This window comes from Streptomyces sp. RP5T (assembly GCF_003933965.1).
Lineage (GTDB): Bacteria > Actinomycetota > Actinomycetes > Streptomycetales > Streptomycetaceae > Streptomyces.
This window is the reverse complement of sequence record NZ_RSAJ01000258.1, coordinates 1-11,425: the sequence shown is the minus strand read 5'-3', so window position 1 is coordinate 11,425 and position 11,425 is coordinate 1. Positions and strand designations below refer to the sequence as shown.

8 protein-coding genes are annotated in these 11,425 nt (G+C 72.6%); 2 read left to right on the top strand and 6 right to left on the bottom strand.

Annotation, left to right across the window (positions count from 1 at the left end; all coding sequences use genetic code 11):
• The first annotated feature begins 275 nt into the window (after positions 1 to 275).
• Positions 276 to 1,181: a peptidoglycan-binding protein gene (locus EHS43_RS24860; RefSeq protein WP_125192979.1), complete on the top strand. Its 906-nt coding sequence runs from the start codon at positions 276 to 278 to the stop codon at positions 1,179 to 1,181.
• A gap of 10 nt (positions 1,182 to 1,191) precedes the next feature.
• On the opposite strand, the gene EHS43_RS24855 is transcribed toward EHS43_RS24860, so the two are convergent.
• A complete protein-coding gene (locus tag EHS43_RS24855) occupies positions 1,192 to 2,577 on the bottom strand; it encodes a S9 family peptidase (protein WP_125192981.1) in 1,386 nt (461 codons plus the stop codon).
• Positions 2,578 to 2,731: 154 nt separating this feature from the next.
• Here EHS43_RS24855 and EHS43_RS24850 point away from each other — a divergent pair, with 154 nt between their 5' ends.
• Positions 2,732 to 3,709, top strand: coding sequence for an ABC transporter substrate-binding protein (locus EHS43_RS24850; RefSeq protein WP_125192978.1), 978 nt, complete (start codon positions 2,732 to 2,734; stop codon positions 3,707 to 3,709).
• 48 nt (positions 3,710 to 3,757) lie between these two features.
• Here EHS43_RS24850 and EHS43_RS24845 read toward each other — a convergent pair whose 3' ends face one another.
• The 5 genes from EHS43_RS24845 to EHS43_RS24825 form a co-directional block, all read right to left on the bottom strand.
• Entirely contained in the window at positions 3,758 to 4,330 is a 573-nt protein-coding gene (locus EHS43_RS24845) for a MarR family winged helix-turn-helix transcriptional regulator (RefSeq protein ID WP_125192977.1), read from the bottom strand.
• 42 nt (positions 4,331 to 4,372) lie between these two features.
• Positions 4,373 to 5,524 carry an NAD(P)/FAD-dependent oxidoreductase gene (locus tag EHS43_RS24840; RefSeq protein ID WP_185806389.1) on the bottom strand — a complete coding sequence of 384 codons (1,152 nt, stop codon included), beginning with the start codon at positions 5,522 to 5,524 and terminating at the stop codon, positions 4,373 to 4,375.
• 145 nt (positions 5,525 to 5,669) lie between these two features.
• A complete protein-coding gene (locus EHS43_RS24835) occupies positions 5,670 to 7,034 on the bottom strand; it encodes an FAD-dependent oxidoreductase (protein ID WP_125192975.1) in 1,365 nt (454 codons plus the stop codon).
• 134 nt (positions 7,035 to 7,168) lie between these two features.
• Entirely contained in the window at positions 7,169 to 9,853 is a 2,685-nt protein-coding gene (locus EHS43_RS24830; protein WP_260470694.1) for a SpoIIE family protein phosphatase/ATP-binding protein, read from the bottom strand.
• 193 nt (positions 9,854 to 10,046) lie between these two features.
• The coding region (locus EHS43_RS24825; RefSeq protein ID WP_125192974.1) for a PP2C family protein-serine/threonine phosphatase at positions 10,047 to 11,425 on the bottom strand (1,379 nt) is incomplete at its 5' end.

Sequence of the window (11,425 nt, the reverse complement as noted above, 5' to 3'; positions counted from 1 at the left end):
CTCCTGGGGAGTGGCGCGGGTGAAGGGGCGGGGCGGGACAGAAGTTACCGCTGGTTACCCCATGTTGTCGCCGGTCTCGTGCGCACTCGTCCCGTCAAGTTCCCCTCATCCGAAGGGTGTTGGCGCCCCGCGTGCCCCGCCGTTCATCTCTGCTTCACGAGCGGTGGCTGAATCTCGGCCCTGCGGAAGCCATGGTTCCCATGGGATACGAGTTGTGGAATTTCTGCGCGTCATATCTGTCTACGATATGAAGATCGTAGGGAGAGGGAACGCGCGTGAGTGAACCACCAGTCCTCGTCTGCCCGGAGTGCGGGGCGCCCCGGACGGCGGACGGCACTCCCTCCTGCGCCTGTGCGCACCGCGCTTCCGAGGCCCACCGCGAGTCCCGTACGGCCGCCGCGGCCGCGGCGGAGGACTTCGACCCGGTGCGCATCCGGCCCTTCGTGGAGGTCGGCGAGGCGGCGGCCGACCCGGCCGCGGAGCCGGAACGACCGCTCCTCACCGGTGACTTGAGCGACGTCACCACCATGCCCGCGGACGCGGCGCAGCCGCTGGGCGAGGAGCCGGGCGGGCAGCCCCCGGCCGAGGGCGCCCCGCGTGGGCGCAGGCGGCGGGCGACGGCCGTCGCCGGGGCGGGAGCGGGCGTCGCCGTCCTCGTCACGGCCGGATTCGTCGGCGGGCTGTTCAGCTACGACAGCCCTTCCCGGGACGGTTCCGTGGCCGGCGGTGTGCGCGCCGGTGTCCCGGAGGGGCCGCCCTCGTCGGGCGGTCCGTCCGTCACGGCTTCGTCTCCCACGGCGACCTCGACGCAGTCCTCCGCGTCGCCCTCCGCCTCCCCGAGCGCGGATTCCAGTGACAGCGCCTCCCCGACGGGCACCGCCACCCCGACCGGCGTCCCGTCGAGCGCCGCCGCCACCGGCACGGCGGCCCCCGCTCCGACCGTGTCGAACGGTGAGCCTCCCGTGCTCGCCCTCGGCGACCAGGGGCCCGAGGTCGTCGAACTCCAGCTCCGGCTGCGGCAGGTCGGCCTCTATGACGGAGAGGCCGACGGCGACTTCGACCAGCAGGTCCAGAGCGCCGTGCGCACCTACCAGTTCACCCGCTTCGTCCTGGAGGACGACTCAGGTGTCTACGGCAGGGCCACGCGCGCCTCGCTGGAGTCCGAGACCACGGAACCGTGACGGTCAAGGGCTACTTCCGGCCCACGTCGGCCGGGTGTGCCCGGTCGTAGGGGCGGGGGTAGGCGGCCGGGGAGTAGGGCAGATAGCGGGCCGGCGAATCCGGGTCGGCCGCGGTGGTACGGGAGTTGAGGGAAGCGGGATCACTTCCCGACCAGTGGCCGCTCCCGATCCGGTCCTCCAGCGCGTGCAGGGCGGCGATCTGCTCCCCGGGGTTGAAGGTGCAGTGGCCCGCGTTGTCGACATAGCGCTGCCGCAGCAGGGGAGCCGAGCCCCCGGCCGTCGCGGCCCGGCGGTAGGCGCTCTCGGACTGCACCGGGATCAGGGCGTCGCCGGTGGTGTGGATGTTCAGCTGGGGTTTGGTGAGGCGCCCGGTGAACGAGCTGGTACGGCTCATCCAGTCGGTGGCGGGCCGGTCGGCGCGGATCCGCGGGGCGCTGTCGAGGGAGTTGAGGTCGGACTCCAGGGAGAGACCCGCCTTCGCGTACAGCTCCTCGACCTCCTTGAGGTAAGGGGAGTGGCGGAGCATCGCGTGGTAGTCGACGCCCGTGTTCCACGACATGTTGCCGCCCGCCCGGGACTCGGCCTCCTGGCGCCAGACGAAGGCGGGGAACTTCACCAGCCCGACGACGGCCTGGTACTGGTTGGACTGCTGGGCGTCCCGGTCGGTGGGCGCCGGGCGGGGCTGCGAAGGGTCGTTCCAGCCGGGGATGTTGTGCAGGGCGGCGGCCAGCGCGATGCGGGCCCGCCCGTCGGCGGTCTGCTGGGCCCCGGCGAGGACGGCCGTCATGGCGTCGGACGCCTGGGCCGCGGCGGCCGGGCTCGGCAGCCCGGTCAACGGGATTCCGGAGCCGGGCGCGAGGAGGGTCTTCAGCGCGAACACCGGGTCCAGGGTGCTGTTCCAGTTCGCGACACCGCCCTGGACCAGCCCGCACATCGACAGGGAACCGGCGAGCCGGGACGCGTGCCGTTCGGCGAGGGCGGTCGTGACGAGACCGCCGTAGGAGGTGCCCCAGGCGATGGTCCGGCCGGCGCGCCCGAAGCGGGCGGTGAAGGTGTCGAGGGTGGCGAGCTGATCGGGCACGGCCTCGGTGACGGCCCAGCCCGTGGTGGCGTACGAGGACCCGATGAGCGCGTAACCCTGCTTCAGCAGAAGGGACTTGGTGGTGTCGTCGGGGGCGTTGCGGGCCGGGTTGGGGACGCCGGGCGGTGTGTAGCCGTGGCTGTAGAGGAGGACCGTGCCGTTCCAGCCGGCTGGTGCGTCCATCAAGTAGGTCGCGCCGGACGGCAGCCGGCCCTCTACGTGGACGTCCTCGGCCGGCCGGGCGGCCGCGGTGAGGGGGGCGGCGAGCAGCAGCGCCGCGACGGCGACGAGCGTACGGGTGCGGATGCGGTGCATCACGAGACGTGGGCTCCTTGGGCGCAGTCCGTTTTCCTGCGGTCGGGGGGACTGACACCGGCGAAAGTAGGCGTGTACATTGCGGGCGTCAATGATGTGCACAACATCAGTGGACGGGTCGTGAGACGTACTGCCGTCTCGTCAGGAGGGCCCCATGCAAAGGCGCGTGCTCGGACTTGCCGTTGCGGTGGTGACCCTCGCGGGCGCCGCCGGGTGCGGGTCGTCGGACTCCGGGGGCGGCGGCACGTCGTCCGCGGGCGGAGGAAAGAAGACACAGGTCACGGTCGGTGTCATCCCCATCGTCGACGTGGCCCCGCTCTACCTCGGGCAGAAGAAGGGCTTCTTCGCGGACCGGGGGATCGAGCTGAGGATGGTGACCGCGCAGGGCGGTGCGGCGATCATCCCCGGAGTGGTGAGCGGTCAGTTCCAGTTCGGCTTCAGCAACACCACGTCCCTGATGCTCGCCCAGACCAAGGGCGTTCCGGTGAAGTCCGTGGTCAACGGGGCGGCTTCCAACGGCAAGGTGGGAGGCGATGTCACCGCGGTCCTGGTGAAGAAGGACAGCGCGGTGAAGTCCGCGAAGGACCTGGCCGGACGCACGGTCGCCGTGAACACGCTCCAGAACATCGGAGACACCACGGTCCGTCAGTCGGTGCGCGAGGACGGCGGCGACCCGGCGAAGGTGAAGTTCGTCGAGATCCCCTTCGACCAGATGCCGGCCGCGCTGGACGGCGGTCGCGTGGACGCCGCCTGGATGGGGGAGCCGGCCCAGACGGTCGCCAAGGCGCAGGGGGCCCGGGTCGTCGCCTCGCCGTTCGCCGAGACCGACCCCAAGCTCACCGTCGCGACCTGGTTCACCTCGACGAAGATCGCGCAGCAGGATCCCGCCCTGGTGAAGAACTTCACCGAGGCCATGACGGAGTCACTGGAGTACGCGGGCGGCCATCCGGACGAGGCCCGGCAGGTCCTCACCACCTACACCAAGATCAGCGGCGATGTGCTGAACGAGCTCATCCTCCCGAGCTGGCCCGCCCAGGTGGACATGGCCTCGCTGGAGAAGCTCGCCGCCCTGGGCGAGCAGGACGGCATCTTCGGCGGCAAGAAGCCGGACATCCGGGCGCTGTTCTCCTGAGAAGGGCCGGGTCCAGGGCCGGGGGCAAGCCCCGGCTCGGGGCCGGGTTCAGGCCTTGGGGCGCCGCCCGCTGCGCCGCGGAGCGGGCTCGGAGCCGCCCAGCAGTTCGCGGCGGCGCTCCTCGCCGTGCTCCTCCACCTGGAGCACGACCTGCCGCAGCCCCTCCGCGAGGCCTCGGCACTCGTCGTCGCTGAGGCCGGCCGTCACAAAGGCCTCCTCCTCGTTGAACGCCGGGAACACCCTGCGCATCAGCTCCTCGCCCTCGTCGGTGAGCCGGAGCAGCACGAGCCGCCCGTCGGTGGGATGCCCGGCGCGGCTCAGCAGCCCGCGCGTCTCCAGGGTCCGCGCGACGCCGGTGAGGGTGCCCTTGGAGATCCCGGCCTCCTCCGCCACGTGCCGGGTCTCCGACTCGCCCCACACCCACACGACCCACAGCACGACGAACGCCGTCCACGTCAGGTCCGAGCCGCGCAGCACGGAGTTCTCCAGGTGCTGGCGGACCGCGGAGGCGGCACGGTAGATGTTCGCCACGGCCGCCATCTGGTCCCGTCGGATCGGGAACCCACCGAGCTTCTCGGCCGCGAGCTTCTCGGCTTGGGTGATGGATCGCTGGCCGGGCACGGGCGGCTCCTTCGTCTGGCGCAGGTCGTTCGGGCTCAAATTCTAGTGGGGCTGCCGCTCGGACCAGAGGTCCGCGTCCCATTCCAGGAGCCGGGCCAGGTCCTCCTCGGAGGGGCGGGGGGTTGCCGAGGACGGGCGGGTGCCCCGGGAGATGCCGCCGCTGACGGTGATGTTGTGCTCCACGCGGGGGCGGCGGAGCCTCTCGTAGAGGGCCAGCGCGGCATCCGTGTCCGGGGCGTCCCGCAGTGCCTTGGCTATGACGACCGCGTCCTCCAGTGCCATCGAGGCCCCCTGGCCGGTCGCGGGTGAGGCCGCGTGGGCGGCGTCCCCGACGAGCAGGGTCCGGCCGCGGCGCCACGGGGTGCCGGTGGGGATCTCGGTGGCATTGGTGACCATCAGGTCGTCACCGCCGGCCGCCACGAGGTCGGCGGCCGGCGTGGTGTCCATGCGCAGCAGCGGCAGCAACAGCTCGCGCCGGCCGGCGGGCGTGCCCTCGGCCAACTCCCGGGCGGGCAGCGGCTCGCCGGTCACCCGGGCGAACCAGTACGCCTCCCCTTCGGGCGACACCGCGTAGCCGAAGGCGGCCCCGCTGCCGCGGACCATGGTGATGCACGCGTCGCCGGCCTGCGGGGGCGCGCCGGGCGTGTAGCCGTAGAAGACGTACTGCCCGGCGTAGCGCGGCTGTGCCTGCGGTGAGACGGACCGGCGTACGGCGGAGTTCAGGCCGTCGGCGCCGATCAACAGGTCGCCGGTCGCGGTGGAGCCGTCGGCGAAGTGCGCGGTGACCTCGTCGGGGCCGTCCTCGACGGAGACGAGCCGTGCGCCGTGCCGGACGGTGACACCTCGGCGCGCGGCCTCGCTCTGGAGCGCGGTGCCGAGCTCGCCGCGGCGCAGGCACCGGTAGTGCAGGAGCGGGTCGGAGGTCTCGCCCATGGGCGTGTGCGCCAGCTCGGTGCCGCGGTCGTCCAGGACCCGCAGCGAGGTCAGCGGGAAGCCGATCGAGGTGACCGCGGCGGAGGCGTCCAACTGGGCCAGGGCGCGCATGCCGTTGCTCGCCAGGGTGAGGAACGCGCCGATGTCCTCGGCCGCGTGGGGATGGGCCTCGTGCACGACGGCCTCGAAGCCCGCCTTGTGCAGCGCCAGAGCCGTCGCCGTGCCGGCGACACCGCCGCCGATGACCAGTACGCGTGTCACACCCACCCCGTTCGTCCCGCGTCGGCCCGCGCGGTCGCACGGACACGTGGGGAACGCCGGGGCGGCGGCGAGGGTTCCGTGCACAGCGCGACGCCGGCCGGGCCGGCCCCTGTCGGGTCTCGGCGCGACCGGCGTCGGGTGCGGATCAGGCGCCGCTCTCGCGCAGCATGTCCTCACGCTCGACGAGCTTCACGCGCTCGCGGCCCTGGGGCTCGCCCAGCGCCTTTTCGGCGGCGTCCAGCTTGTACCAGCCGTCCCAGGTGGTGAAGCGGACCTCGCGCTCGGCGAGGAAGGCGTCCACGGCCTCCGGCTCGGGCGAATCCGGCGTCTGGAGACGGTCGTTGCGGAAGTCGTCCAGCAGGTTCGACACCGTCTCGTTGGCGTCGCCCTTGGTGTGCCCGATCAGACCCACCGGGCCGCGCCGGATCCAGCCGGTCACGTACGTCGACCGGAGGTGCTCGCCGCTCTCCTGCATGACGCGGCCGCCCTGGTCGGGGACCGTGCCGGAGTCGATGTCCCAGGGCAGCTTGGGGAGCTTGTCGGAGAGGTAGCCGACCGCGCGGTAGACCGCGGTGACATCCCAGTCCTTGAACTCGCCGGTGCCCTTGACGTTGCCGGTGCCGTCGAGGGCGGTGCGCTCGGTGCGCAGACCGGTGACCTTGCCGTCCTCGCCGAGGATCTCGGTGGGCGAGGTGAAGAAGTGCAGGAACAGCTTGTGCGGGCGGTCGCCGACATCGCGGATCGCCCAGTTCTCCAGGGTCTTGGCGACCATGTCGGCCTGCTTGTTGCCGCGCCGGGTCTCGATCGACCCCGCGTCGTAGTCGATGTCCTCGGGATCGACGATGACCTCGATGTTGGGGGAGTGGTCCAGCTCCCGCAGCTCCATCGGGGAGAACTTCGCCTGCGCCGGGCCGCGACGGCCGAAGACGTGGACCTCCAGCGCCTTGTTGGCCTTCAGGCCCTCGTACACGTTCGGCGGGATCTCCGTCGGCAGGAGTTCGTCGGCCGTCTTGGCGAGGATGCGCGCCACGTCCAGGGCGACGTTGCCGACACCGAGCACGGCGACCTTCTCGGCCTCCAGCGGCCAGGTGCGCGGCACGTCCGGGTGTCCGTCGTACCAGGAGACGAAGTCGGCGGCGCCGTACGAGCCGTCGAGGTCGATGCCCGGTATGCGCAGCTCGCGGTCGGCCGTCGCGCCCGTGGAGAAGATCACGGCGTCGTAGAAGGCGCGCAGGTCGTCCAGGCTGATGTCGGTCGGGTAGTCGACGTTGCCGAACAGCCTGATCTGCGGCTTGTCGAGCACCTGGTGCAGGGCCGTGATGATGCCCTTGATCCGGGGGTGGTCCGGAGCCACGCCGTAACGGATCAGTCCGAACGGGGCCGGCATCCGCTCGAAGAGGTCGATGGAGACACCGGGCTCGGCGGCCGCATCGGACTTGAGCAGCGCGTCGGCGGCGTAGATCCCGGCGGGGCCGGCTCCGACGATGGCTACCCGCAGGGGGCGGGGCATGATCAGGTTCCCTTCGAGCGGTGACAGATCAACTCGAGGGAAGCCTAAGCTAAGGCAAGCCTAAGTCGGTACGCGGGTCCCGTCTATGAGCTCATAAGATCACCTTATGGGCGGTGAAAGGATCGCGAATCGGTTCATGGGAGCGGCTGTTCCGCCCAGATGACCTTGCCGGCCGGGGTGTACCGGGTGCCCCAGCGCTCGCTGAGCTGGGCGACGAGAAACAGTCCGCGACCGCCCTCGTCGGTCATGGTCGCGTACCGCAGATGCGGTGAGGTGCTGCTGCTGTCGAACACCTCGCAGATCAGGGTGCGGTCGTACAGCACGCGGACGTGGATGGGGTCGCCGCCGTAACGGATCGCGTTGGTGACGAGCTCGCTCAGGATCAGCTCCGTGGTGAACGCGAGCTCGTCCAGGTCCCAGCGGGCGAGCTGCCGGGACACGGCCGCCCGCACGTCCGAGACGGCCGCCGGGTCGGCGGGCACCTCCCAGTCGGCGATGCGGTCGGCCGGCAGCGCCCGGGTGCGGGCCACGATCAGGGCGATGTCGTCGGCGGCCCGGGACGGCGGCCGTGCGTCCAGCACCGTCCGGCAGGTGTCCTCGGGCGAGGGGCCCGCCTGCTCCAGCGCGGTCCGGAGCATCTCCAGGCCCACGTCGATGTCGCGCTCCCGGTCCTCCACGAGGCCGTCCGTGTACAGCACCAGACGACTGCCCTCGGCGAGTTCCAGTTCGGCCGTCTCGAACGGCAGACCGCCGAGTCCGAGCGGGGGACCCGCGGGCACGTCCGGGTACTCGACGCGGCCGTCGGGGTGGATCAGGGCCGGTGGCGGATGGCCGGCGCGGGCGATCGTGCACAGCCGGGACACCGGGTCGTAGACGGCGTACAGGCAGGTCGCCCCCGTGACCGGGGAGTTGCCGCTCTCCTCCGCCTCGTCCTGGTCGATCCGGGCCACCAACTCGTCCAGCAGGCCGAGCAGTTCGTCGGGCGGCAGGTCCAGGGCGGAGAAGTTGTGGACCGCCGTGCGCAGCCTGCCCATGGTCGCCGCTGCGTGCAGGCCGTGGCCCACCACGTCACCGACCACGAGCGCGACCCGCGCCCCGGACAGCGGCAGTACGTCGAACCAGTCGCCGCCCACCCCGGCCTGCGCGGGCAGGTACTTGTAGGCGATGTCCAGGGCGTCCTGCTCGGGCAGCCGGCGCGGCAGCAGACTGCGCTGGAGGGTCACCGCCATGGTGTGCTCGCGGGTGTAGCGGCGGGCGTTGTCGATGGACACCGCGGCCCGGGTGACCAGCTCCTCGGCGAGCGCGACCTCCTCGGTGTCGAAGGGCTCGGGCTTGTCCGAGCGCCAGAAGCTGACCGTGCCCAGGACGAGGTTGCCGGCCCGCAGGGGAACGGCGATCAGCGAGTGGATGCCGTACTCCATGACGTGGGCCGAGCGCTCCCTGTCCTGCGCGTGCCATCCGGGCGCCTCGGCGAGACGCGGTTCCAGGACGGCCCGGCCGCTGCTGATGCCCCGGGCCTGGGGCGCGGAGTCGACCAGGGGGATGCGCTCGCCGACCTTGAACAGCGGGGCGTCCGCGCGGATGCCGCTGAGCGCGGTCCGGCGCAGAGTGGTCGCCGCCTCCGGCTGGCCCCCGCTGAGCACCGCGTCGTAGAGGTCGACGGTGGCGAAGTCGGCGAACCTCGGCACGGCGAGCTCGGCCAACTCCTCGGCGGTGCGGGTCACGTCCAGGCTGGTGCCGATGCCCACCGTCGCGTCGTACAGCATGTCGAGGCGCTCGCGGGCCACCTCCGCGCGCCCGGACAGGGCCCGCAGCTCGGTCGAGTCGCGCAGGGTGGCCACGCTGCCCGGCGGCCCGCCCTGGATGTCGGTGGGCCGCTGGTTGACCGCCAGCAGGCGGTCCTTGACCCGGTGCACCTCGTCGGTGGCGACCCGTCCGGAGGCCAGCAGCCCGGCGGTGTCGGCGGGCAGCGCGAGGTCGAGGACGTGCCGGCCCTCGGCGTCCGCGGGCAGGTCGAGGAGGCGGTGCGCCTCGTCGTTGGCGAGCAGCAGCCGGCCCTCGCCGCCGACGATCAGCACGCCCTCGCGCACGGCGTGCAGCACCGCGTCGTGGTGCTCGTACATGCGGGTCATCTCGTGCGGGCCGAGCCCGTGCGTCTGGCGCAGCAGCCGTCGGCTGACCAGTGCCGTGCCCCCCATGGCCAGGGCGAGCCCGACCGTGGCGGCCGTCAGGAGCAGCGGCATCTGCTGGTTGGCGGTGCCGCCCACCTTGGCGGTCGTGATGCCGGCCGACACCAGGCCCACGACCTTGCCGTCGGCCGCCTTGACCGGGACGACGGCCTGCACGAGCGGTCCGATGGTGCCGATGAGGTCCTCGGTCACCACACCCCCGGCCAGGGCGGGAGCGATGTTCCCGACGAACTTCTTGCCGATCCGGTCCGGCTTGGGGTGCGTGTACCGGATGCCCTCGGTGTTCATGACGACGATGAAGTCCACGTCGGTGGCCCGGCGGGCGGCCTCGGCGCGCGGCTGGAGCACCGCCGTGGGGTCGGGACTGCTGAGGGCCTCCGCGGTCCCGGGGGCGTTGGCGAAGGCCTGGGCGACGGCCACCGAACGGTTGCGGGCCTCGATCGTGGTGTCGTGCCGCACCTGGAGCACCAGGGCCACCACCGCGGCCACGACGAGGAGCAGGACGATCACGACCTGGAGGACGAACACCTGTCCGGCCACACTGCGGCCGCCGACCACCGCCCGCAGGGCTCCCGGCCGCCGCCGCGTGCGAGCCCCGTCGTGCTCCGCCCGCGTGGGCGAACCGCCCATCAGCGGGCCCTCGTGCCGGTCGTGTGGGCGGTCGGGTGTCTGCGGTGGGCGGGGAGCGCCGGGGCGACGGGCCGTCCCGCCCCCGAAGCGGCCCAGGAGTCGGACCATGTGCCCATGTCTACACTGCCGCGCCCCAGGAGGCGAGGGGCGTCACACGCTGTGACAGAACATGAACAAACCCGCCAGACCCTCCTCACGGCGACCTCGTCGCGGCCGCGCGCCGGGTGGCGAGCAGCAGCGCGATGTCGTCGGGGCGGTCCAGGGCGTGCCGGGCGGTCGCCGTGAGCCGGTCCGCCACGCCCGCCAGGAACCGGCTGCCCGGCCGCGCGGCCGGCGCGCCCGCCTTCGCTAGGGCCACCCGCAGCGCGGTGATCCCCTGGTCGATGTCACTTCCGGGCCGTTCCACCAGACCGTCGGTGTAGAGCGCCAGGATCGCGCCGGGCTCCATCCGGAACTCGGTCACCGGGTAGCGGGCCCGCGGGGCCACGCCGAGGACCACCCCGCCGGGCAGGTCCAGGACCCGGGTGCGGCCGTCGGGGCTGCGCAGCAGCGGCGGCGGATGCCCGGCGCGGGCCGCCCTGGCCAGCCCGGTGGCGGGATCGAGCCGGATGTAGCAGCAGCTGGCGAACAGGCCCGGGTCGAGATCGATGAGGAGATGGTTGGTACTGCTCAGGACCTCGTCCGGCGGCCGGTCGCCGAGCGCGAACGCCCTCACGGCGCTGCGCAGCTGGCCCATCGTGGCGGCGGCCTGCACGCCGTGCCCCTGGACGTCCCCGATGACCAGGGCCAGCCCGTCACCGGACTCGACGACGTCGTACCAGTCACCGCCCACGTCCATCCCCGCGGTGCCCGGCAGATAGCGCCCGGTGGTCTCCAGCAGCGGGTGCGCCGCCAGACGGCGGGGGAGGAGCGCCTGCTGGAGACCCCGGGCGAGCACGGTCTCCGACTCGTAGCGCTGCGCCTTCTCCATGGCGTGGGCGATCAGCCCGGCCAGCGCGGTGAGCACGGTGCGCTCCTCGGTGCTGAAGCTGCGCGGCCGGTCGAAGCCGAGGATGCAGGAGCCGACGGGGCGGCCGGAGGCGATCAGCGGCAGGAAGGCGCGGGCGCCCTCGGTGGCGTCCAGGGGGATGCCGGGGTAGGCGGCCGTGAGCTGCTCCATCGAGTCGAAGAACAGCGGGCGGCCGGTGGTGAGGGTCTCCACGCCGGGCAGGTGCGCGCCCAGGTCCACGCCCTCGAAGGGCGCGAGGAAGCCCTTCGGGAAGCCCGTCTCCCATTCCAGGTAAAGGTGCCGTTCCTGGAGCAGGTAGATCGCGAGCCGACGGCCGCCGAAGGCCGGCAGCAGCTCCCGCATCACGACCGCGGACACCTGCCGGGCGGTGGCCGCCTCGGTGAGGGCGATGGCCAGCGCGATCGGCCGGTACAGCGGCGCCAACGGGCTCACGCCCCCCTCGGGCACCTCCTGTGCCGCGGGACTGTCCGCCACCCGGCTCGCGGGCCGGACGGTACAGGTCAGCCGGTCCGGCCCGGAGTGCACGGAGAAAGCGAGCCAGTCGCCTTCGTACGGATGCGGGG

Coding starts and splice junctions, on each gene's coding strand:
- EHS43_RS24855 (WP_125192981.1), bottom strand. CDS start 2,577: ATGCACCGCATCCGCACCCGTACGCTCGTCGCCGTCGCGGCGCTGCTG.
- EHS43_RS24850 (WP_125192978.1), top strand. CDS start 2,732: ATGCAAAGGCGCGTGCTCGGACTTGCCGTTGCGGTGGTGACCCTCGCG.
- EHS43_RS24835 (WP_125192975.1), bottom strand. CDS start 7,034: ATGCCCCGCCCCCTGCGGGTAGCCATCGTCGGAGCCGGCCCCGCCGGG.
- EHS43_RS24830 (WP_260470694.1), bottom strand. CDS start 9,853: ATGGGCGGTTCGCCCACGCGGGCGGAGCACGACGGGGCTCGCACGCGG.